This is a genomic window from Pseudomonas sp. GW822-FHT02D10 (assembly GCF_058802345.1).
The window spans coordinates 250793-272302 of sequence record NZ_JBXAOB010000002.1 but is presented as its reverse complement, the minus strand read 5'-3'; the positions used below and the strand labels follow the sequence as shown (position 1 = coordinate 272302).

16 protein-coding genes are annotated in these 21510 nt (G+C 59.6%); 6 read left to right on the top strand and 10 right to left on the bottom strand.

What is annotated here, in order from left to right; genetic code table 11:
- Positions 1-62: 62 nt before the first annotated feature.
- Genes AC1RPZ_RS04425 through tssA form a run of 8 tightly spaced genes read right to left on the bottom strand, consistent with a single transcriptional unit; the run spans position 63 to position 11055 of the window.
- Entirely contained in the window at positions 63-1580 is a 1518-nt protein-coding gene (locus AC1RPZ_RS04425; protein WP_493135253.1) for a sigma-54 interaction domain-containing protein, read from the bottom strand.
- Positions 1581-1590: 10 nt separating this feature from the next.
- Positions 1591-4245, bottom strand: coding sequence for a type VI secretion system ATPase TssH (gene tssH, locus AC1RPZ_RS04420; RefSeq protein ID WP_493135251.1), 2655 nt, complete (start codon positions 4243-4245; stop codon positions 1591-1593).
- A 13-nt stretch (positions 4246-4258) separates the two neighbouring features.
- Complete coding sequence (gene tssG / locus AC1RPZ_RS04415; protein ID WP_493135249.1) at positions 4259-5266, bottom strand: type VI secretion system baseplate subunit TssG; 1008 nt, start codon at positions 5264-5266, stop codon at positions 4259-4261.
- Complete coding sequence (gene tssF / locus AC1RPZ_RS04410) at positions 5230-7017, bottom strand: type VI secretion system baseplate subunit TssF (protein ID WP_493135246.1); 1788 nt, start codon at positions 7015-7017, stop codon at positions 5230-5232. Before tssF ends, tssG begins: the two co-directional genes overlap by 37 nt.
- Positions 7018-7035: 18 nt before the next feature.
- Positions 7036-7443, bottom strand: coding sequence for a type VI secretion system baseplate subunit TssE (gene tssE, locus AC1RPZ_RS04405; RefSeq protein WP_493135244.1), 408 nt, complete (start codon positions 7441-7443; stop codon positions 7036-7038).
- 15 nt (positions 7444-7458) lie between these two features.
- On the bottom strand, positions 7459-8934 hold the full coding sequence (gene tssC / locus AC1RPZ_RS04400) for a type VI secretion system contractile sheath large subunit (protein WP_493135242.1): 1476 nt from the start codon (positions 8932-8934) through the stop codon (positions 7459-7461).
- Positions 8935-8962: 28 nt separating this feature from the next.
- Positions 8963-9466 carry a type VI secretion system contractile sheath small subunit gene (gene tssB, locus AC1RPZ_RS04395; protein ID WP_493135240.1) on the bottom strand — a complete coding sequence of 168 codons (504 nt, stop codon included), beginning with the start codon at positions 9464-9466 and terminating at the stop codon, positions 8963-8965.
- A gap of 32 nt (positions 9467-9498) precedes the next feature.
- Positions 9499-11055, bottom strand: a complete 1557-nt coding sequence (tssA, locus tag AC1RPZ_RS04390; RefSeq protein WP_493135238.1) for a type VI secretion system protein TssA — start codon at positions 11053-11055, stop codon at positions 9499-9501.
- A gap of 733 nt (positions 11056-11788) precedes the next feature.
- Between tssA and AC1RPZ_RS04385 the strand changes: the two genes are divergently transcribed.
- The 6 genes from AC1RPZ_RS04385 (at position 11789) to AC1RPZ_RS04360 (ending at position 19683) form a co-directional block, all read left to right on the top strand.
- Positions 11789-13816: a type VI secretion system Vgr family protein gene (locus tag AC1RPZ_RS04385; RefSeq protein ID WP_493135236.1), complete on the top strand. Its 2028-nt coding sequence runs from the start codon at positions 11789-11791 to the stop codon at positions 13814-13816.
- Positions 13813-14661, top strand: a complete 849-nt coding sequence (locus AC1RPZ_RS04380) for a DUF4123 domain-containing protein (protein WP_493135234.1) — start codon at positions 13813-13815, stop codon at positions 14659-14661. Before AC1RPZ_RS04385 ends, AC1RPZ_RS04380 begins: the two co-directional genes overlap by 4 nt.
- Positions 14658-15449, top strand: coding sequence for a hypothetical protein (locus AC1RPZ_RS04375; RefSeq protein ID WP_493135232.1), 792 nt, complete (start codon positions 14658-14660; stop codon positions 15447-15449). Before AC1RPZ_RS04380 ends, AC1RPZ_RS04375 begins: the two co-directional genes overlap by 4 nt.
- A 41-nt stretch (positions 15450-15490) precedes the next feature.
- Positions 15491-16288, top strand: a complete 798-nt coding sequence (locus tag AC1RPZ_RS04370; protein ID WP_493135694.1) for a hypothetical protein — start codon at positions 15491-15493, stop codon at positions 16286-16288.
- Positions 16285-18615 (top strand): lipase family protein, encoded by a 2331-nt coding sequence (locus AC1RPZ_RS04365; RefSeq protein WP_493135230.1) that lies wholly within the window; start codon positions 16285-16287, stop codon positions 18613-18615. Before AC1RPZ_RS04370 ends, AC1RPZ_RS04365 begins: the two co-directional genes overlap by 4 nt.
- A gap of 120 nt (positions 18616-18735) precedes the next feature.
- Positions 18736-19683 (top strand): transposase, encoded by a 948-nt coding sequence (locus AC1RPZ_RS04360; RefSeq protein WP_493135228.1) that lies wholly within the window; start codon positions 18736-18738, stop codon positions 19681-19683.
- Between the two features lie 185 nt (positions 19684-19868).
- Here the strand turns inward: AC1RPZ_RS04360 and AC1RPZ_RS04355 are convergent, their stop codons facing one another.
- Both AC1RPZ_RS04355 and AC1RPZ_RS04350 read right to left on the bottom strand, forming a co-directional pair.
- A complete protein-coding gene (locus AC1RPZ_RS04355; RefSeq protein WP_003213368.1) occupies positions 19869-20144 on the bottom strand; it encodes an HU family DNA-binding protein in 276 nt (91 codons plus the stop codon).
- Between the two features lie 188 nt (positions 20145-20332).
- Positions 20333-21481, bottom strand: coding sequence for an NAD(P)/FAD-dependent oxidoreductase (locus tag AC1RPZ_RS04350; RefSeq protein ID WP_493135226.1), 1149 nt, complete (start codon positions 21479-21481; stop codon positions 20333-20335).
- Positions 21482-21510: the final 29 nt, after the last annotated feature.

Here is a 21510-nt window from a genome sequence, read left to right as displayed (position 1 = left end):
AGCACCGGCCCTTGAGGGCGGCGCTGACAGAGGCAAAAGGGGTGAGATGACGCGTCATGGGCCTATCCATCGAAATCGCCGAGATTGATGTTCAGGCGCCCGAGGCGGTACAGCAGCGTGCGCCGTGGCAGGCCGAGTTCGCGGGCGGCGAGGGTTTGGTTGCCGTCGTTCTTGCGCAGGCAATCGAGCAACAGACTGCGCTCGACCTGCTCCAGGCGCTCACGCAGGTTCAGGCTGCTTTCTTCTGGCGCTATATCGATGCGCAGCGAGAAATGTTCGGCCAGCAACTCGCCGCCTTCGCAGAGCAAAACGGCGCGTTCGACCAGGCCTTTGAGTTCACGGACATTGCCGGGAAAGGCGTAGCTCGACAGGTGATCGAGCGCCGCGTCGGACCAGCGCACCGCATCGCGTTGCAGGAAGGCGCAGGCCTTGTCGGCAAAGTGTCGGGCCAGGTCGAGGATGTCGCCTTCACGCTGGCGCAAGGCCGGCAGCTCAATCGGAAACTGCGCGAGGCGGTAATACAGGTCTTCGCGGAATTTGCCTTCGCTGACCAGCACCGCCAGGTCCCGGTGAGTCGCGGCAATGATGCGCACGTCGATCTTGTGGGTGTCGTTGGAGCCCAGCGGACGAATCTCGCCTTCCTGCAATACCCGCAATAGCTTGGCTTGCAGGGACAGCGGCATGTCGCCAATTTCGTCCAGCAACAAAGTCCCGCCGTTGGCCGCATCGAACAGCCCGGCGCGGTCACGGTCGGCGCCGGTAAAGGCGCCTTTGCGGTAGCCGAACAGCTCGCTTTCCAACAGGTTTTCCGGGAACGCCGCGCAGTTCTGCACGATGAACGCCTGCGAACGGCGCGGCCCGCAATCGTGGATGGCCCGCGCCACCACTTCCTTGCCGGTGCCGGTTTCGCCGCGCAACAACACGGTGTACGGACTGTGCAACACCTTGCTGATCAGTTGGTAGGTCTGGCGCATCGCCGAGCTCTTGCCGATCAGTCCATAACCGCTGGCACTCGGCACATTGCTGGTCATCGGCGACTCATCGCCCACCGGCCGGCGCAGGCGTTGCAACAGCTGCAATTGCCCGAGCACGAACGAGCCCAGTTGCCCGAGCGAATCGGCGAAACCCTGCAATTCAACCTGTTCGCGGCTGGCGCACAACAGCAGGCCGACCACCGCTTTTTGCGGGTTGACCAACGGCACGCACAGCAGTGACTGCCACGGCACGGCCTGAGCCGGCAGGAAACTGGTTTCGTGCAGGCTGCCACTGAGCCCCGTGAGGCTGAGCACGCGGTTCTGGCACAGCGAGAATTGCAGCAGTTGCTCGCCGTTGTAGTCGGCCGGCAGACTCGCGGTTTCCCGGGGTTGCAGGATGCCCTGCAAACACTCGGCGTTCAGCCCGAGGCTGGTGTGGGTGGCGTCGAGCAGGTACAGCTGACTCAACTCACAACCACTGAGCTCGGCCACCGCCCGCACGAAGTCACCCAGCAGCGCCGCGCCGTCAGCCGAGCGCGACAGGCTGGCGAACTGCGCCAGCAAGGCTTCAGCATAAATCAGCGGTTGTGGCACTCGAGTGAACATCACAGCCACCTCAGGCGAACTCGCAGGTCACGCATGCGGAGCCATCGAGCGTTGCGTGAACGCGCTTGAGGCTTTCACCGGTGGCCATCGCGTCGAGCAGACGATCCGCCACCAACGGCAGCACGTGCAGGTCGAGCAAGTGGTCGATCAGCCGCGCGCCGCTGTCGCTTTGGGTGCAACGCTCGGCCAGGTGATCGACGAGGTTCTGGCAATACGTGAAATCCAGCTGACGACGGTTCAGGCGTTCGCCCAGACGGCCCAGTTTGATTTCGATCAGCTCGCGCAGCACCGGGCCGCCGACCGGGTAGTACGGGACCACGCGCATACGCGCCAGCAATGCCGGTTTGAAGTGTTTGCTGAGTACCGGGCGAATGGTTTCTTCGAGGACTTCGGCGGTTGGTCGCGCACCGTTCTCGCAGAGTTCGCTGATGCGCTCGCTGCCCAGGTTCGAGGTCATCAGGATCAGCGTGTTGCGGAAGTCGATTTCACGCCCTTCCCCATCGTTGGCCACGCCTTTGTCGAAGATTTGGTAGAACAGGTTGAGCACGTCCGGGTCGGCCTTTTCGACTTCGTCGAGCAGCACGACGGAGTACGGTTTCTGCCGCACGGCTTCGGTGAGCATGCCGCCTTCGCCGTAACCGACGTAGCCCGGCGGCGCGCCGATCAGCCGCGAGACGGTGTGCTTCTCCTGGAACTCGGACATGTTGATGGTGGTGATGAAACGATCACCGCCATACAGCAAGTCGGCCAGCGCCAGCGCGGTTTCGGTCTTGCCGACACCGCTCGGACCGACCAGCAGGAACACGCCCACCGGCGCATCGGGTTTGTTCAGACCGGCCGCCGTGGCACGCATCGAGCGGTCCAGCGCGTGAACGGCTTGTTCCTGGCCGCGAATCCGGGTGCGCAGGTCGGTGGCGAAACTCGCGACCTTGGCGTTGTGCTCACGGGCCAGTTGCGCCAACGGCACGCCGGTCCAGGCGCTGATCACTTCAGCCACCAGACGCGGGCACACCTCGAAACTCACCAGCCGTTCTTTGACCTGGGCATCGGTCAGGGCGCGGTGGGTTTCGTTCAGCGCGGCTTCCAGGGCTTCGACGCTTTGCGCTTCGTCCACGGCCACTTCAAGGGTTTCGATCACCGTGCCTTCGGCGTCTTCTTCAACTGTGACGGTCGGCTCGACGGCAGCGGCTTCGCGAGCCTTGGCCAGTTGCTGACGCAGCTCCAGCAAACGCTCGGCCAATTCTTTTTGCTCGGTCCAGAGCGTTTCCAGGGCGACCCTTTCGTCTTCGGCGGCGGCCAGGCGATCTTCCAGAGCGTCGAGCGCTTCGTGGTCGATCAGCAAACCGGCTTCGGCATCGCGGCGCAGGGCCTGACGCTGACGCCCGCCTTCGGCCAGTTCGCCACGCAGGCGCTCGAGACTCTCCGGCGCGGCGGCGAGGCTGATGCGCACACGGGCGCAAGCGGTGTCGAGGACGTCGACGGCTTTGTCCGGCAACTGCCGGCCGGCCAGGTAACGCGCCGACAATTCCGCCGCCGCGACCACCGCGTCATCGCGCAGGTAGATGCCGTGGCTCTTCTCATAAACCTGAGCCAGGCCACGGAGAATGGTCACCGCTTCGCTGACGGTCGGCTCGTGCAACTGCACCGGCTGGAAACGACGGGCCAGGGCCGGGTCTTTCTCGAAGTATTTTTTGTACTCGGCCCAGGTGGTGGCGGCGATGGTGCGCAACTCGCCACGCGCCAGAGCTGGCTTGAGCAGGTTGGCCGCGTCCGATCCACCGGCATTGCCGCCGGCGCCGATCAGGGTGTGAGCTTCGTCGATGAACAGGATGATCGGTTTCGGCGAGGCTTTGACTTCGTCGATCACGCCTTTGAGGCGGCGTTCGAATTCACCTTTGACACTGGCGCCGGCTTGCAGCAGGCCCATGTCCAGCGACAGCAGTTCAACGCCCTTGAGCACTTGCGGCACTTCACCGGCCGCGATGCGCGAGGCCAGGCCTTCGACGATGGCGGTCTTACCGACGCCGGCTTCACCGACCACAATCGGGTTGTTCTTGCGCCGACGCGCGAGGATGTCGACCATCTGCCGAATCGCGCCATCGCGGCACAGCACCGGGTCGAGTTTGCCGTCGCGGGCTTGCTGGGTCAGGTTGTGGGTAAAGCGTTGCAACAGCGATTCGCCCGGTACGGCCGGTTTACCGGTCGCCGGTTGCTCCTTCTGCGACAGGGCAAAATCTTTCAGGCGATCAATATTCAGTTTCGCCAGCAATGGCTGGTAACGGCTGCCGGCATAGCGCATCGGATTGCGCAGCAAGGCGAGGATCAACGCGGCCTGTTCGACCTGGCTCTGGCCCAATTCAAGGTTGGCCACCAGCAACGCGTCTTGCAGCCACTGCACCAGTTCCGGGGCGAACACCGGGTTGCGCGAGGCGCTGTGCTCGACCCGCGATTGCAACGCAGCGCTGAGTTCACCAGCGTCGACTTCGGCGTCTTGCAGCGCGCGTGCGAGCAGGCCTTGCGGGCGCTCCAGCAGGCCCAGCAGCAAGTCTTCGACGAGGATCTTGCTGCCGCCACGGGCGACGCAGCGTTCAGCAGAACTTTCCAGGTCACGACGGGTTTCGGCGTCCAGCGCCTGGATCAGTTGTTGCAGGTCTACGTTGATCATTGGTCTCACGTCCTTAATGAATTTTGCTACCCAGGGTCACCACGCCGTCCGCGTGTTCGCGGCCCAGCCAACTGGTCCACCCCAGGCGACAGGCGTTCTGCTCACCGATGCGCAGTTCGCGGATTTCTTCCTGGCGCAGGACCAGGCGAATGTCGTAATCGAGCGGGTCACGCAGGGTGAACCGCACCAGCGCGCACAGCGGCTGGTAGCCGAAACCGATCGGCAGGAATTCGTGAAAGCGTTGCCAGTCGAGCTCGCGGATGTGAATCCGGAACTTGCCGCTGCGGTCGCGCACGCTCTCGCCCAGCACCAGGTCTTCACCGAGCGCGCTGTTGGCGCGGCCCAAGCGGTTGCGCTGTTCGTCGAGGATTTCGACTCGACGCTCGATGCACTGCTCGATGGTCAGTTCGGCGTGCTTGAAGTAGTAACGCAGCACCGCTTCGATCAACGCCGCCGAGTGCGCCCGCAAACTCAACAGGCCGAGGTACGGCAGCAGGCGTTTCCAGTTCAGTTCCTGGGCCTTGCGGATGTCTTCGCCACCCAGACCGATCAGCGCAAACAGCTGCGAGGAAAACGGGTCGAGGGCGCCGCTCTCGAAGCTGGCGCGGTAGCGGTACTTGCGCCAGATCGGCAGCATCAGCCGTTGCAGGCGATGGTGGAACAGGTCGAGGAAGTTGCGTGTCGGGTTGCCGTCTTCGCTGTCGCCCAGCGCTTGCTCACCATAGAACGCCGGCAGCGGCGAACCGGAACCCACCAGGCCGATCAGGTTGAAACGCAGGCGCGCGCGCAGCTGCCCGTGCTCGCGGAAAAACTCCACGCGATCGACGTCACTGCCAGGGAACCCCAGGCTCGGGTTGGCCTGGAATTCCAGCTGGTCGTACAAGTCCTCTTCGCTCAGATACGGGTGGGCCTCGCGCAGCCGATCGACGACCAGCAGCACGGCCTGAAACAGCGAGTACTCGCGTATTCCTCGGGTCAGCCCGCTTAAAGCAGAGGCTGCAGGCCCATACGTGGTGTCCATTGGTACACCTCTCCCTGTGTGCTTTTTACCCGCAGCTCGTGGTACGAATTGAGACTGGCGTAAAGCGCGAAAAACTCGTTAAGAACCGAAGCGAAGACGAACAGGTCGCCTTCGCCGATATAGCCTTCCGGGTCGATGGTCAGCTCGGTGCGCAACCCGCGCAGCGGCAATCCTCGGTGCAGCCGGTCGACGTGCTGGTGCTTGATCGACTTGAGCCCGCCCAGCAGGCGCTTGCTGACCTTCTGCGCGTGTTGGTCGTAGTAGCTCGGCAGGTCGTAGGTTTCGAGGATCACCTTGAGCGCGTCGACGTTGGCCAGCGACAGGTAGTTGAGCGACATATTGCTGATCAGCTTCCACAGAAAGTCGTGGCTCAGCGGCGGCGCGAAGCTCGACGTGGCCAGGGTGATGTTGCGGAAACTGAGGAACTCCGGGGTCTTTTCGCAGGCCATGCAGATGTCGCCGAGCTTGAGCCGGCGCGGCAGGTTCTGGTTGGTGCACATCAGCTCGATCGACAGGGTTTCGTGGGCTTCGGTGTGGCGGATGCCGAAGCTCAGGTAGGTGTCGAGGCCGTCGTGCAGCAGCGAGGTGCGCTGGCGAATGCTGTAATGCGGACGGCTTTGCGGCACGTCGAAACTCGGGTCGTGCTCGAAGGATTCGAACGGCACGTAGGCCTGATAACCCAGACCGCCGGGCTTCCAGCCAGTGACGCCTTCAACCGAAAACACCCCGCAGTTTTCCAGGTCATATTCGGCCGGCAGCAACAGGTATTCGTCTTGCTTGCCGTCAAGGCGAATCGGTAAGGCGTCGTGCTTGAACAGGTTGACGATGGGCGTGCAGTAGAGCTTCACGTTATCCAGCGTGGGACGCAGACGCTGGATGCCGCTCTTGCGAATGTCAAAGCGCAGCTCCAGACCGCGCATCTGCTTGAGGGTGTCTTCGGGCAGTGACTTGAGCAGATCCAGACCGTTCAAATCGACAAACAGGAACTTTTCCTGGAAGGCGAAATATTCCTGCAAGTAGCGATAGCCACGGAAGGTGTTCAGCGGATACGGGATCAACGCTTCTTCTTCGGCAAAACCCACCGGCTGCACGCGGTCGCCAGGCATCTTGAAGGCCATCGGCGTGCCGTTGGCGCCATTGAGCGGCTTGCCGGCCGCGTCCAGCGGAATCAGCTCGATACCTTCCAGATTGCGCAGCAGGCTCAGGTAAAGCATCTGGCTGATGTAACGCTCGCCGGCCAGGTGCAGGCGCAGACGACTCAGGTCCAGCTCACCAATATGCCCGTCGCAACTCATCTCCAGGCGCAGGCTCAACAGCGAACCGTCGCCCTTCACCGAGTACGTCAGCGCGGTCAAGTCCAGCGGCAGGACTTCAGTCGGGTAGCAGGTGCGAAACCGGCAACGCACATCATCGATCGGCACACTCTCGACCGGCGTATCACGCTCGACCTGCAACGCCGGCCCGGAACGCTTCAACGGATCGAACTGCAAAATGCTAAACGCCGGCAACGGCCGCATATAGTTCGGCCACAGCAAATGCATCAGCGAGTGGCTGAGCTCCGGCAACTCGTCATCGAGCTTCTGGCGCAGACGCCCGGTGAGGAACGCAAAGCCTTCCAGCAACCGCTCCACGTCTGGGTCACGCCCGGCCTGCCCCAGGAAAGGCGCCAACGCCGGACTGCGCTCGGCGAAACGACGACCCAACTGGCGAAGTGCGGTGAGTTCGCTTTGGTAGTAGTGGTTAAAGGACACGGGAATACCTGTTTGTCATTAGCTGACCTTGACTTGACCGCTGCCATCCAGGCGCGCGGCAAAACTGACCTGACGCTTGAAACCTTCAACTTCCAGCAGGCCTTCGATGCTGAAGGTCAGCCTGAGTTGATCGTTGTCTCGCGGCAGGGAAACGACACGCACGTTGGTGAGGCGTGGCTCGTAGGCTTCGATGAAGCATTCGATGGCCAGGCGGGCCTGACTCAGGGAGTCATGCAGGCTCAGGCGCATGTCGTTGAGATCGGGTAGCCCGTAATCGGACAGCGTTTGCACGCTGCCCGCACGGGTGCTGAGCATCTTGGCCAGATGGGCAGCCACCGACGCCATGGCGGAAACCTCGCGGCTCCAGCCGACGCGTTTGTCCGCGTCGCCACCCAGGCGTTCGAAAAGGCTGCCGTATCCAGTCATGACCCAGCTCCTTGGTTACTCTTTGTCCAGCTTGCCAACCAGCGACAAGGTGAAATCGGCACCCATGTACTTGAAGTGCGGGCGCACGTTCAGGCTGACGCGGTACCAGCCAGGCTCGCCTTCAACATCGCTGACGATGATCTGGGCAGCACGCAGCGGACGACGGCCACGGACTTCGGCGCTCGGGTTTTCCTGGTCGGCGACGTACTGGCGGATCCACTTGTTGAGTTCCAGCTCGAGGTCGGTACGTTCTTTCCACGAACCGAGTTGCTCGCGCTGCAGCACTTTCAAGTAGTGAGCCAGGCGGTTGACGATCATCATGTACGGCAGTTGGGTGCCGAGCTTGTAGTTCAGCTCTGCCGCCTTTCCTTCAGCGCTGATGCCGAAGAACTTCGGTTTTTGCACCGAGCTGGCGGAGAAGAACGCCGCGTTGTCGCTGCCTTTGCGCATGGTCAGGGAGATGAAACCTTCCTCAGCCAGTTCGTATTCGCGACGGTCGGACACCAGCACTTCGGTCGGAATCTTGGTTTCGATTTCGCCCATGCTTTCGAAGTGGTGCAACGGCAGATCTTCAACCGCGCCACCGCTTTGTGGGCCGATGATGTTCGGGCACCAGCGGAACTTGGCGAAGCTGTCGGTCAGCTTGGTGCCGAACGCGTAGGCGGTGTTGCCCCACAGGTAGTGCTCGTGGCTGTTGGCGACGGTTTCTTTGTACACAAACGATTTCACCGGGTTTTCTTCCGGATCGTACGGGTTGCGCAGCAGGAAACGCGGCACGGTCAGGCCGATGTAACGCGAGTCTTCGGACTGACGGAAGCTCTGCCATTTGGCGAATTGCGGGCCTTCGAAGTGATCTTTCAGATCCTTCAGGTCCGGCAGGCCGGTGAAGCTTTCCAGGCCGAAGAATTTCGGGCCGGCAGCGGCGATGAACGGCGCGTGGGACATGCAGGCAACGCTCGACACGTACTGCATCAGTTTCACGTCCGGGGAGCTTGGCGACATGAAGTAGTTGGCGATGATCGCGCCTACCGGCTGACCACCGAACTGGCCGTATTCAGCGGTGTAGATGTGCTTGTACAGGCCAGCCTGCATCACTTCCGGCGAATCTTCGAAGTCGTCCAGCAGGTCTTGCTTGGAGACGTTGAGGATTTCAATCTTGATGTTTTCGCGGAAGTTGGTGCGGTCGACCAGCAACTGCAGACCACGCCACGCCGATTCCAGCGACTGGAAGTCCGGGTGGTGGAGGATTTCGTCCATCTGACGGCTGAGCTTGGCATCGATCTCGGCGATCATGCGGTCAACCATGGCTTTCTTGACCGGCTCACCGTTGTTCTGCGGCTTGAGCAGTTCTTCGATGAACGCCGACACGCCGCGCTTGGCGATGTCGTAGGCTTCGTCGTCCGGGGTCAGTCGGGTTTCGGCGATGATGCTGTCGAGAATGCTGTATTCGCCGTTCTCGTTACTTTTTTGCTGCGCTGCACGGGTGCTCATAGTGTTGGCTTCCTTGGCTGATGGGGGCTCAGACGTCCTGAGCTGCGGCGTTCAGGCCCAGCTCACCCAGTACGCGACCGCGCGATTCGTCGTCGGCGAGAACGCCTTCGATGGCTTTGCGGAAGGCAGGTGCGTTACCCAGCGGGCCTTTGAGGGCCACCAGTGCGTCACGCAGCTCCATCAGTTTTTTCAGCTCAGGCACTTGCTCGACCAGGCTGGCCGGGTTGAAGTCCTTCATCGAATTGACGCGCAGTTTCACGGCCAGCTCTTCGGTGTCGCCCTCTTCCTGAAGACGGTTCGGCACGCTCAGCGTCAGCTGCAGTTCTTGCTTGGCGAGGACTTCGTCGAAGGTCATCTTGTCGATGCTGATCGGCTTGCGATCTTCAACTTTGCGCTCGTCCGCGCGGTGGGTGTAATCACCGATTGCCAGTAGTTTCAGCGGCAGTTCAATCTCTTCCTGAGCACCGCCGGTGGCGGGTTTGAAGGTGACGTTGATGCGTTCCTTGGGGGCTACCGAGCCTTCTTTGGCCATGGCTTTTCTCCTTGCGGTTGTGGCCCTGGGGCCTATTCGAGTACCACTTCGAGATCGAGGTGGCACAGCCTGCGATAAATCTCTTCCTTGCGTTCTCGCACTGCGTGGTTCTGCGGCAACAACTCACAGCAGCTATGCAGGAGGTGCAGCACTTCCAGCGCAAGATCAGGCTCCCAGGCGTGCAAGCCTGAGTTCTGTAATTCTGAATCGAGGGTTTCGAGTTGGATCTTGGCCAGTTCGTATTTCTTGGCCAGGAAGCACAGCCGCGCCAGGCTGAACTGCCAGAAGAACCGCACGCGCCCGCCGTGGGCGGCTTGCAGGCCTTGCTTGAGAATCTGCACCGCGGCCTTGAGGCCGTCCTTGCGCAGCACCGGCAAGACGTCTTCGAGCGCCAGCTCCCAGGCCGGTTGGCTGGTGCTGACTTCGACCTTGCGCGGCGCGCTGGCGGTTTGCAGATGGGGCATCACGTGGGCGCTGATCCAGGCGCGAGTGGCCGGATCAGCGAACGGCGCGCCATCGTGGTAACGCAATTCGACGATGCCGGGCAGGCGCTGAATCAACAACGCGAAGTGGATTTCCACTTCGCGCATGGCCAGGTCGGCGTTCAATCCCAGCAGACATTCCCAGACCAGCCGCTGGCCATCGAACCAGAACGGCGCCTTGGCGAGGCTGGCCTCCAGTTCCACCAGCAGGTCGGCGAATTGCCCCTGGTCAAAGCGGTCCTGGTAGATTTTCAGCTTGTCGGCCGGCAGCCCGCGCAAGGCGGTGATTTGCTCGGTGTTGCGCTCGGGGACGGCGTCGATCGGCAACCACAGCAGGGTGCGGTTCAGGCGCAGGGCGCGCAGGTCGGTGGCTTTCTGTTTCAGCCACCAGGCGCACAGCGGACGTGCATTGTCCTGCTGCGCGCGCAGGGCCTTGTGGGCTTCTTTTTCGTTGTCGATCGGCGCACCGGGGGTGAACAGCTGGGTCGCGGCTTGTTTGACCTGAGCCACCACCGCACCGACAGCGCCGGGCTCCGGCTGGTTGTCGGCGGCGCGCTGGACCATGTTTTTCAGACGGCGGGAGATCGGCAGCAGCAGCGGCGCGTCGTCGCCCAGATGCTCGGTGCAAGCGGCATCGAGACCTTCCAGATGCTCAACCAAGCGGCGGAACAGCGGCAGTTGCTCTTTGATCGCAACGTTTTCGTTCAGCACCTGCTCGAGACGCGGTACCAACCAGCTGATGGCAGCGGAGCGAGTGCGGGCCTTGTTCGGGTGAATTTCGGCCCAGTGGTGCTCGCACAGATGGTGCAGCAGGCCGAGACCGGCCAGCAGGCCCTGAAAGGATTCGCGCTGATACAACGCCCAGGTCAGCCACGCCCCGACCCGCAAATCCTTGGATTGGGTTCGCAGCAGCGCTTCACTGTTTTCGCGGATTTTCAGCCAGTCGATCTGACCGCTTTCATGCATGGATTGGGCTTTACCCAACTCGCTTTCCAATGCCTCATATTCGCTCGAAAAGCGAACATCCTCGCCCGCAAAACTCTCTTTGGAAACAGAGCACTTGGCGAGTTCAAGGTAATGAGCAGAAAGTTTGCTTGAATAAGACATCCCTGACCTTTAATAGTATTAGCGCCTGTGCGCTTTCCGGAGTTTCGGGAGCGCTGGACAGTATCAAGAGCATCGCGAAAGACTCATCCAATTGAGTACCGTGCTCTTTCAAGTGGTGCGCATCCTGCTCACGATGATGGCCACCAGCAAGCACCCGATTAAACAACAAGACGAAGAGTTCTCTACAGCGTGTAGGTAATCACCCTATATGTGACAGGGGATACCCTGATGTCAGTTTAATATTTCCGCTTTCGGCCAATCGCCATGAAACCGTTGAGCCAGAGCGCTCCAGCAAACCTGACCGTCATCATTGAACATCTGTCCTCTGGGGCAGGCACAGAGCATGACAAGAATCAAAAATGATAAATGTAGGACTTCTCTGAAAAAGTTACTTTCATCAATCTCCAAATCGATAGACGACAAAATCCAATTAAAAAGTGCCATCAAAGTGATGGCGCCTCATATTTCAGCAAACTCCTCAAATGCTGTTCTGCAAATGCGGCCATGCAGAGCGCAATGGCATCGAATGACCGTTCAATGGTGCGGAACTTACACTATCTCTGCCGTTTGCCAAGGCAACAGTTTGAAACGCGGAGCGGTCTTACTGAGGTTAGGGACTGTTCCTACATTATTTCGTTTATCGCCTTGTTAGCGTGCTCTGCAGTTCTCGCGAGCAAGACCAGGGACGGTTTGAATATCGCGCGTTATTTCCATCCAGCTAAAGGATAAGCGGATGTTCCAACCGTCCAATACGGCGCACTATTCACTGCATATTCCCGGTGTTCGCAACGACTTCAAGGTGCTGGCCTTCGACGGCACCGAAGCCATCAGCACCTTGTACGCCATCCACGTCGAACTGGTCAGCGAGTACCCGGATTTCGATCTGGAGAGCCTGCTGAGCCAACCCGCGTTTCTCCAGTTCGGGCTGAACGGCGAAGGCATTCATGGCCGTATTGAAGAGGTATTGGCGGGTGAAGCCGGCAAGCGCCTGACCCGTTATCAGCTGACCCTGGTGCCGGCGCTGCACTACTTGCAGCTCAGCCACAATCAGCGGATTTTCCAGCGCCTGACCGTGCCGCAAATCATTACCCAAGTCCTCAACGGCCACGGCATCCAGGCCGATGCTTTTACCTTCAATGTCAGCACTAGTCCCGAGCGCGAATACTGCACTCAATATGGGGAAAATGACTTCGAACTAGTCCAGCGCCTGTGCGCCGAAGACGGCATCGCGTGGCACCATCAGCATTCGCCCGGAGGCCACGTGCTGGTGTTCAGCGACGACCAGACCTGGTTTCCCAAACTGGGCGCAACCCCTTATCAGCAAGACGCCGGCCTGGTGGCGGAGCACCCGGTCGTCAGCCAGTTCTCCCTGCGTTTCAGCACCCGCACCAGCACGGCCACGCGCCGCGACTACGACCTGAAGCGCCCGAGCCTGTTGCTGGAAAGCCGCTTCACCGCCGAGTTCAGCCCTGAGCTTGAAGACTATCGCTATCCGGTGTTTATCGAGAACGAAAAACGCGGCAAACAGCTCGCCCGGCAGGCCCTGGAGCGGCACCGTACCGACTATCAACTGGCCGAGGGCAACAGCGACCAGCCGAGCCTGCGCAGCGGTCACTTCTTCGACCTGACCGAGCATCCGCGCAAATCGTACAACGACTTATGGCTGCTGGTCAGCGTTCAGCACGTTGGGCGACAACCTCAATCACTGGAGGAAGCGATCACCAATAACGCCAAACCCGAAGACGGCTTTACCCAAGGCTACCGCAACAGCTTTAGCGCCATTCCATGGGACGTGTTCTACCGCCCATCGCTGCCGCCCCGCAAACCTGTACTGGTCTGCCAGACCGCTCGTGTCACAGGCCCGCCCGGCGAGGAAATTTTTTGCGATGAGTACGGCCGGGTTCGTGTCGAGCTGCCTTGGGATCGGGCAGAACTCAATAGCGAAAAAAGCAGTTGCTGGTTACGGGTTGCATCCAGTTGGGCGGGCGAGGGTTTTGGTGCAGTGACCATCCCGCGTGTCGGGATGGAGGTGGTCGTGACTTTTCAGGAGGGCGACCCGGATCAACCGTTGATCACCGGTTGCGTGGTCAACAAGGTCACATCCGTCGCTCATCCATTGCCCGAGAACAAGACCAAAACGGTTCTGCGCAGCCAAAGCTCGCCGCGCAGTGGCGGCTACAACGAATTGTCGATTGAAGACCGCGCCGGACAGGAAAAAATCTACCTGCGCGCCCAGCGCGACCTCGAGCACCTGATCCTCAACGACAGCGACACCACGATTGGCAACGACCGCTTCGAGCAGGTGGACAACAACAGCACCAGCCTGATCAAGGGCGACGAACTGCACACCACCCAAGGCGCTCGTAGCACGTTGATCGGCGCTGATGAGCTGATCACCATCAACGGCACTAGCAGCACGACGGCGGTGGGTTCGCTGGTGATTCAGGCCGGTCAACAGGCTCACGTCACCGCCGCCAACGTGGTGGTCGACGCCGGCATGAGCCTGACGCTGACGGCGGGGGGGCACCACATCGTCATCAACGCAGCGGGCATCTTCAGCAGCGTGGCCATTGTCGAGGGCGGTGCGCCACTGGCAGGTATTCAGCCGCTACAGGCGCTACAGGCTTCGGCCAGCAACCCAAACCCCGTCATCGCCAGCCCACGGTCTATCGTCACCGGCGCCCGACAGCAGGCGGCGGACTACTGCCCGCTTTGCGAGGCTTGTCTCGCTGGCCAATGCAGCATTGGAGAAGCCGCATGAATACACTCGAACAATGGCTACACGAGCAATCCCGATCCGGGCGGGATCTCTATCTGATGCTCGACACTGACGGCCAGCTCGACGAACGCATTGCGCTGGCCAACGAACTGGGCGCCGATCAGTACCGCAATCTGTATGTGGGCACGGCGGCAAACTCACTGGCGCAAGCAGGCCCTTATCTTTTTCAGATTGGCACCGTCAAACATCCGGTCATCCAGGCGCTGCTCGACACGCCCGAGCGTCATTGGGGCTGGCTGGCAAGTGCCAGCAACGTTGACCTGGATGTTTTGGCCGCTCATTGGCGCGACCGTCTGGTAACCGGTGAACGCCCGAACCTGGCGGTGTATCGCGTGCACGACAACCGCGTACTGGGACGCGCCCTGGCCTATCTGCAACCTGAGCAGCACGCCGATTTTCTTGGACCGATCGCCAGCGTCTGTTACTGGCAGGCTGAGCAATGGACAGTCGCCAACAACCCTGACCCCGGCGCGCACCCGCTGCCGCTCGATCCGCCCTGGTTGAAAACCCCGACGCCGGACATTGTCTACGCGAACGTGCTGTTCGATAACACGCGCCGCTACCTGATCCGTGAGCACACCGAAGCCCTGGCGACCCTCGCCGAGCAGCTGAATGTGGATGACTGGTTATGGGGCCAGATTCAATTGGCCCGTTTATGGGGCTGGCAGCAACCCGAGCAAGTGCACTTTTTGCTGACCCAAAGCCTGCAAGCACCGGGTTACCTTCCGTCCAAATCCTGGCTACCCAAGCCCGAAGAAGACCCAACGGCACATTTTGAGCGGGTGTATCAGCAAGCGCTGTATTGGCAGGGAGATGCCCCCGTATGAAACGTGTCATTCAAGGCTTGACCCTCGGTAGTTGCCTTTCCCTGACCGTGGGTTGTGCAGCTGTCGGTAAGCCAGACAGCTTTACCTTCATTCCCGATTTTCCACCTGACTTCAAGTACGAACTGAAGGCCATCTACCTGCCCGCCAAAGGGCAGACGTGCAGCTTGCCCGGAGGGCGAAATTTTCAGGTCAGCTTCAACAAGCCCAACATGGAATACGTAGGCACTGCTGAGATTGAGCTGTACAGAACCGTGAGCGACTGCCCGATGGCATTGAACCTTGTGGAGCTCAAGGTCATAGGTGTTTTTGGCCCGGAACGAAGTGACAGCAGCTATGACTACGCCTCCTTTGCCGTGCGCCCGGAGTTGTTGGAGCGACACATGGGCACTTTCAGCGATGACGGCGTAGGCGAGTTCTTCGGCGAGTGCCAGTGGTTCTTTCGCACGGTGGGGCCGGAGCGTTACCTGATAAAGCTGCTCAGATGCAAAAAAATGGATGCACAGGGCAATGTCGGCCGAAGCCGGCCTTCCACGGCGTACACGCTGACTCAGCTACCGGGGAAAACTGTAAGGCTGAAGATCAAGTTGGCTGAACAGGAAAAACCAGCCTTTGGTGATACTTGGGTCAAGGTGCCTGGCGGTTGGAAACGCTGTATGGGGAAAGGCTTTGAAGACCAGGATGCGTTCTGCTTCGGCAATTACAAAGACTTCAGCAGCTTCAAGATGGTGGATGAACGGATCTGCACCATTTACCCAGGCTGCACGGAAAACAAGGACGTAACACCATGACGCATCAGAAAGCGCGGTATTGGCGGGGAGATACCCCGCACATCAAACGAGCCATTCAAGGCTTGACCCTCGGCAGTTGCCTTTCCCTGACCGTGGGTTGTGCGGCTGTCGGCAAGCCAGACAGCTTTACCTTCATTCCCGATTTTCCACCTGACTTCAAGTACGAACTGAAGGCCATCTACCTGCCCGCCAAAGGGCAAACGTGCAGCTTGCCCGGCGGGCGAAATTTTCAGGTCAGCTTCAACAAACCCAACATGGAATACGTCGGCACTGCTGAGATTGAGCTGTACAGAACCGTGAGCGACTGCCCGATGGCATTGAACCTTGTGGAGCTCAAGGTCATCGGGATCATTGGGAGAGATAACAAACGCAGCTACTCCGGCTATGACCATGCCTCATTTGCCGTACGCCCAGAGCTGTTGGAACGGCACATGGGCACTTTCAGCGATGATGGCGTAGGAGAGTTCTTCGGCGAATGCCAGTGGCTATTCCGCACGGTTGGCCCCAAGCGCTACATCACCAAAATCCTCACCTGCAAAAAGATGGATGCACAGGGCAATGTCGGTCGAAGTCGTCCTTTCACGGCGTACACGCTGACTCAGCTACCGGGGAAAACTGTAAGGCTGAAGATCAAGTTGGCTGAACAGGAAAAACCAGCCTTTGGTGATACTTGGGTCAAGGTGCCTGGTGGTTGGAAGCGTTGTATGGGCAAAGGCTTTGAAGACCAGGATGCGTTCTGTTTCGGCAATTACAAAGACTTCAGCACCTTCAAGATGGTGGATGAAAGGATCTGCACCATTTACCCGGGTTGCACGGAAAACAAGGATGAGACCCCATGAGCATTGAACCTTTGGCTGCCAGTGATGCGCCATTTATGCAAGGCAACATCCACGCCTGCCCTTTGCGTGGTCATTCGACGAGCTTTCAGTTAGTGGACGAATTTGGTGACGGCAAGCCCTATGCCGGTCTGACTTATGAAGTCATTGATTACGAAGACACTGTCTACACCGGCAAGCTGGATGCCACTGGCTCAGGCAAAGTCCTTAATCATTACTGCGGCCCGGTGACTCTAAAACTCAATCAGTTTTATCAGGGGAAAGAGGAAATATATGCCCGACTGAAGGAGCGACCGCACTACCCGCTCCCCATCACCGAACTCCAGGTACGCGCCGAAAAAACCCGTTTCTTCAACAAATCAGGCGTACGCACCCAAGCCAATCCAGCAAAAGACCTCGCTGATGCCACTGCCTATTACCAGGTCGAAGTCAGCGAATTGGTAAAACACGTAGCGCACTTGCCACCTCTGGCCCTGCGTCGCGATCCACCGAATATGGTGGTGCACAAACTGCTGCGATCCACTCCCAAAACCAGAGCTTTCACGATTGTCGATAAAAGCGCCCCGGATGGCGGGCTCAGCGCGGTCTTCAGTCAGGTGGACATGGCCACGGTCGAGTTGGGATTTTTCCCGCCACCGCCCAAGCCAAAGGGCATTGCCCTGCTGCCGAACAAACATCATGTGATGGAAGTGCGCCCCATGAGGGCGCTGCGCCCGATGTTGTCGACCGGCAGCGAGTTCTGCGCACTCAACCTCTATCAACTGGCGTTGATGGCGACCCTGAGTTACACCGATTTTGGTCAGGAACCGGACACCCAACCGGTCAAGACCGACAGTGTGAGCTTCCCCTTGCAACCCAGCAGCGGCAACTGGTTCGGCCATGCCCTGCCGCAGTTTGATGAGTTGTGGAAAGTCGATGCCACGCAGACGAAAAAGTACTACCCGCTGTATGAAGAGGTGCCTTACTCGAAACGGCTGGAAGTGGTGCCATTCGACCCGCAACTCTACCCCGAGGTCAACAACCCCGAATTGGGTGATGAGCAGGAGCACCCGGCCAAACTGCACTTTCTCGATGATCGCAACAAGGACAACAGCACGGACACCCAAGCCTTCATCTGCCATCACGACGAATTGATATTGGTTAGCGTGCGCGGAACCAATGAGCTGCTCGCCGACGGCCTGCGTGATGCGGATGCCCAGCAGGTTCCGTTTGAGGAAGGGGATGGAAAAGTGCACAACGGCTTCTACGGCGCCGCCAAAGTCGCATACTCGTTCGTTGTCACCTATCTGGAAAAATTCTACAGCGGGCAAAAACTGCTGATTACAGGACACAGCCTGGGCGGGGCGGTGGCACTGATACTGGCTGAAATGTTGCGACGCAATAAACGCTATCAACCGGACATCGTCCTATACACCTACGGCGCCCCCCGCGCCGGTGACGCCACCTTCATCAAAAACGCCCACCCCTTGAACCATCACCGGATCGTCAACCACAACGACCCCGTGCCGAGCGTACCCGCCACCTGGATGAACACGCCGTCCAAGCCGATGTATCTCGCACATGGGACGGTACTTGTCCTCAACCCGGCCGCTGGCTTGGCGCTCTTGATCGTGGGGATGGTCAACTTCAGGGGCGAGCCCTACGCGCACCACGGCAAGCTGCGCCACTTCATGCCGGTGGTATTCGGCAAAGAGCACAAGTCCTCCATCCTCTGGGAACCGGGTTGCAGCACGATCAATGATCATGGCTGCGCCGAGGCACTGCGACAGATCGATGGCCTGCCCAAACGCGGCTCATTCCTGCGTCAGGTGATGGAGTCCCCCGATCACTCGATGGTCGGCAGCTACATTCCCGGCTGCTGGGCCAGCCTGCGCCGTTGGCAGCAGGCGCAACAACTCAAGCGCTCACTGGTGACTGCTCAGGAGTTCGAACGGATCGACGACGCCTTGCGAAACATCAGCAGACAGCTGGACGACCTCCAGCAGAAACTCGAAAACAACCCCCCCGCACATGCCAATTACCATCAAGACGCGCAAAAGTCCGAGGCTCTCAAGGAAGAAAAGGGAAAGATTCAGATGACCCAGACTCGCCTGCTGGCCCTGCACAACCAGCGAGTCACCGAGACCGAAGTTTACGGCAGCTACGCCGACCAGCCCGAGTGGGTGCAGGAAAACCTGCTGCGCTGGAATGCCCATCCGGAGAACATCGCTCAGGAGCAGTTGGCGATGATTCCGCCAGTGCCCGAAGACCATGACGCGGCCATTGCCGCAATCACGGGAGGGCATGCTGTGGGCGCCCCTTTCAATCTGGATATTGATTCGATTTATTAGCACGCATGCCCACAGGCAGAGCGGCCCGGGATACGGCGACAGGAGAATCCCAAGGCAGGTCTTTCGCCTGCGACGTTGATCGGCCAACTCACTGCATCCTCCATGAGAGACTCAAACTCAATGGCTGATACCCATGTCCCACCCGACTACCACAGATGCCTGCCGGTCGAGTTGCACAGTCAGGCGGATGCCTTTATCCACTATCTGCACGAGCTACCCAAGAAATCACCGGTCCAATGCCCGCAGTGTGGTCATCCACGTTTTAGAGTGGAGGCCATTTCAAACACGCGTCTTCCGTTTTACCGCTGTGCAGCTTGCAATAAAGGCTTTAACTGTCTGTCGAAAACCCCATTTTCAGGGTACGGGCTTATGCACCTGTGGTCCGCCTACGGTCAGTACCTCCTGGCGGGCTGGTCTATGCCCAATGTTGCCAAAGCGCTGGGCATTTCCCCCAGCACCACATGGCGCTGGATTAAACCCTGCCGTGCGGTAATGGCTAAAGAGTTTCCAGCGTTGTACCACTGGTGGGCTGCGCGACAAGATCGAACCGACCTGGAACCACCAGCGCATATTGCGGCCCAGGCCCAGGCGTTCCTGAGTGGGTTAGAGCAGTTGCTGACCACTCAGCAGGCGGTCTGCTCGAAGTGTGGTTCGCCTCATATGCAGCGTATCGATGAGCGACGCCCCGATTTTCGGTGCCCTAGCTGTTGGAGCACGGTGAGCTTACTCCATGGCACGTTACTTTCCCGGTTGGGTTATCCAGAACATTGGTTGGGTTTTGCCCAAGGCCTGATTAATGGCGAAAGCGTGGTTGACCTGCAGCGACGTACAGGGCTTTGCGGGCCGGCGTGTAAGCGCTGGCAAGTGCGTTTCATGCAGATGCTTGAACAGCAGGGACACACCGAGTTGATTCAGTGGATTACTTGGCTGCGTAGCCGCCGGGTGAAAGAGGTAAATGATTTTGTGCGTGAAGGTGGGCAAATGGAGACAGTAACCGGTTCGCGCTATTCCGCTGATTCAAATCGGCGTTTTTCCGTTCCACCAAAGCGCTTGCGCAAGCAGTACTAAAGCACTTGTTTAAAAACCCTCAAGGTTACTTCGCGAAAGCTACAACACCTTGTGCCATATCGCCGGCAAGCCGGCTCCTGCAAAGACCGTCATTACCCTTGCCGCTCAAAAAAAATGGGCACCCATCCAAGTTGGCGTGCCCATTTTTTATCCCGCTCACCCGCTATGCGGGAAGTCGGTGTGTGTTACGGATTGACGCTGTCTTTCAACGACTTGCCAGGCTTGAACGCAACGGTGTTGCTGGCCTTGATTTTCACTGGCTCACCGGTTTGCGGGTTTTTGCCGGTGCGGGCGCCACGGTGGCGTTGCAGGAAAGTGCCGAAACCTACCAGGGTGACGCTGTCTTTACGGTGCAGAGCGCCGGTGATTTCTTCGAGGACGGCGTTGAGGACGCGGTTAGCCTGTTCTTTGGTGAGGTCAGCCTTTTCAGCGATTGCTGCGGCAAGTTCTGGTTTACGCATAGTGAAGCCTCTTTGACGGTTTTTTGTTGTTATGTCCGTGCTGTTCTTCCGGAACAGCGCCCAAGGCGCCGCAGGCTCTACTCTGCGGCAGACAGGAGTGAGGATGGCACGCGGTTACTTGCGACGCCAGTCTCGGGGCGACCTTTGTAGGGGCAAAAGCGGGGTGATTCCGACAGAACGACCGGTATTTACGCCAGAAGCGCCGGAAGTTCCTTGTTTAGAGCCAGTTTCTCCATCACCGCCGCCCCGGTGAGGGCGTAACCCAGCAGTTTTCCGCTGGCATCACGGCACAGCGCCTTGATGTCGGCGCCCTGCCCTTCGACGGTCCAGACACCCTCAAAACCCCGTGGCGGCGGGGAAACCACCAATGGGCAAACCGGTGTTTTCACGGTAATCGGCATCGCACCATAGCTGACCGCCGTCGGATTGCCGGCCAGGGTCTGAGCCAGCGCACGCGCACAGCTCATCAGAGGCATCACGTACAGCAAATTCAGCCCATCGACCTCGGCGCAGTCGCCCAAGGCGTAGATATTGGCGTGAGAAGTCTTCAGATGGCGGTCAACGACCACACCGCGATTGATCTGCAAACCGGCAGCGGCCGCCAGATCGATGCGCGGGCGCAAGCCAATGGCTGAAACCACGACGTCGCAGGGGATCACCTGGCCGTCGGACAAATGCCCTTCAAGCCCGTCATCGGTACGCTGCAAGCTGTTGAGTACCGGGCCTAAGTGGAACTGCGCGCCCAGGCTTTCCAGCCCGGCTTGCACTGCAGCGGCCGCCGCCGGGTGAAGCAGCGTCGGCATGACCTGTTCGCACGGCGCGACCAGTTGCACTTCATAACCACCGAGGATCAGGTCGTTAGCGAACTCACAGCCAATCAGGCCGGCGCCGAGCAGCAGCACCCGACGCTTGCCGGCCGCCGCTGCACGAAAGCGCGCGTAGTCTTCGAGGTCGTTGATCGGGAAGATGGCGTCAGGCGCATCGCCCTGTACCGGCACGCGCACGGTTTCCGCGCCCCAGGCGAGAATCAGGTCGCGATAGGCCACGGCTTCTTCGCCGATCCACAGGCGCTTGTGGCCTGGGTCGATGCCGCTGATGCGCGTGTGGGTGCGCACTTCAGCGTTCAATTGTTCGGCCATGGCGCCGGGTTCAGCCATGCTCAGGCCATCGGCGTCCTTGTTCTTGCCGAAACCGGTGGAGAGCATCGGTTTGGAGTAGGAGCGTCCGTCATCTGCGGTAATCAGCAGCAGCGGTGTTTCGCCATCGAGTTTGCGAAACTCCCGGGCCAGGTTGTAGCCAGCCAGCCCAGTGCCGACGATCACGACAGGTGCGTTCATTCCTTTGTCCTCTTCAATTCATAAAAAGC

Excerpts from the sequence above, each read along its gene's own strand:
- AC1RPZ_RS04425 (WP_493135253.1), bottom strand. The coding sequence starts at position 1,580 with ATGTTCACTCGAGTGCCACAACCGCTGATTTATGCTGAAGCCTTGCTG.
- tssH (WP_493135251.1), bottom strand. The coding sequence starts at position 4,245 with ATGATCAACGTAGACCTGCAACAACTGATCCAGGCGCTGGACGCCGAA.
- tssG (WP_493135249.1), bottom strand. The coding sequence starts at position 5,266 with ATGGACACCACGTATGGGCCTGCAGCCTCTGCTTTAAGCGGGCTGACC.
- tssE (WP_493135244.1), bottom strand. The coding sequence starts at position 7,443 with ATGACTGGATACGGCAGCCTTTTCGAACGCCTGGGTGGCGACGCGGAC.
- tssC (WP_493135242.1), bottom strand. The coding sequence starts at position 8,934 with ATGAGCACCCGTGCAGCGCAGCAAAAAAGTAACGAGAACGGCGAATAC.
- tssB (WP_493135240.1), bottom strand. The coding sequence starts at position 9,466 with ATGGCCAAAGAAGGCTCGGTAGCCCCCAAGGAACGCATCAACGTCACC.
- tssA (WP_493135238.1), bottom strand. The coding sequence starts at position 11,055 with ATGTCTTATTCAAGCAAACTTTCTGCTCATTACCTTGAACTCGCCAAG.
- AC1RPZ_RS04385 (WP_493135236.1), top strand. The coding sequence starts at position 11,789 with ATGTTCCAACCGTCCAATACGGCGCACTATTCACTGCATATTCCCGGT.
- AC1RPZ_RS04380 (WP_493135234.1), top strand. The coding sequence starts at position 13,813 with ATGAATACACTCGAACAATGGCTACACGAGCAATCCCGATCCGGGCGG.
- AC1RPZ_RS04375 (WP_493135232.1), top strand. The coding sequence starts at position 14,658 with ATGAAACGTGTCATTCAAGGCTTGACCCTCGGTAGTTGCCTTTCCCTG.
- AC1RPZ_RS04365 (WP_493135230.1), top strand. The coding sequence starts at position 16,285 with ATGAGCATTGAACCTTTGGCTGCCAGTGATGCGCCATTTATGCAAGGC.
- AC1RPZ_RS04360 (WP_493135228.1), top strand. The coding sequence starts at position 18,736 with ATGGCTGATACCCATGTCCCACCCGACTACCACAGATGCCTGCCGGTC.
- AC1RPZ_RS04355 (WP_003213368.1), bottom strand. The coding sequence starts at position 20,144 with ATGCGTAAACCAGAACTTGCCGCAGCAATCGCTGAAAAGGCTGACCTC.
- AC1RPZ_RS04350 (WP_493135226.1), bottom strand. The coding sequence starts at position 21,481 with ATGAACGCACCTGTCGTGATCGTCGGCACTGGGCTGGCTGGCTACAAC.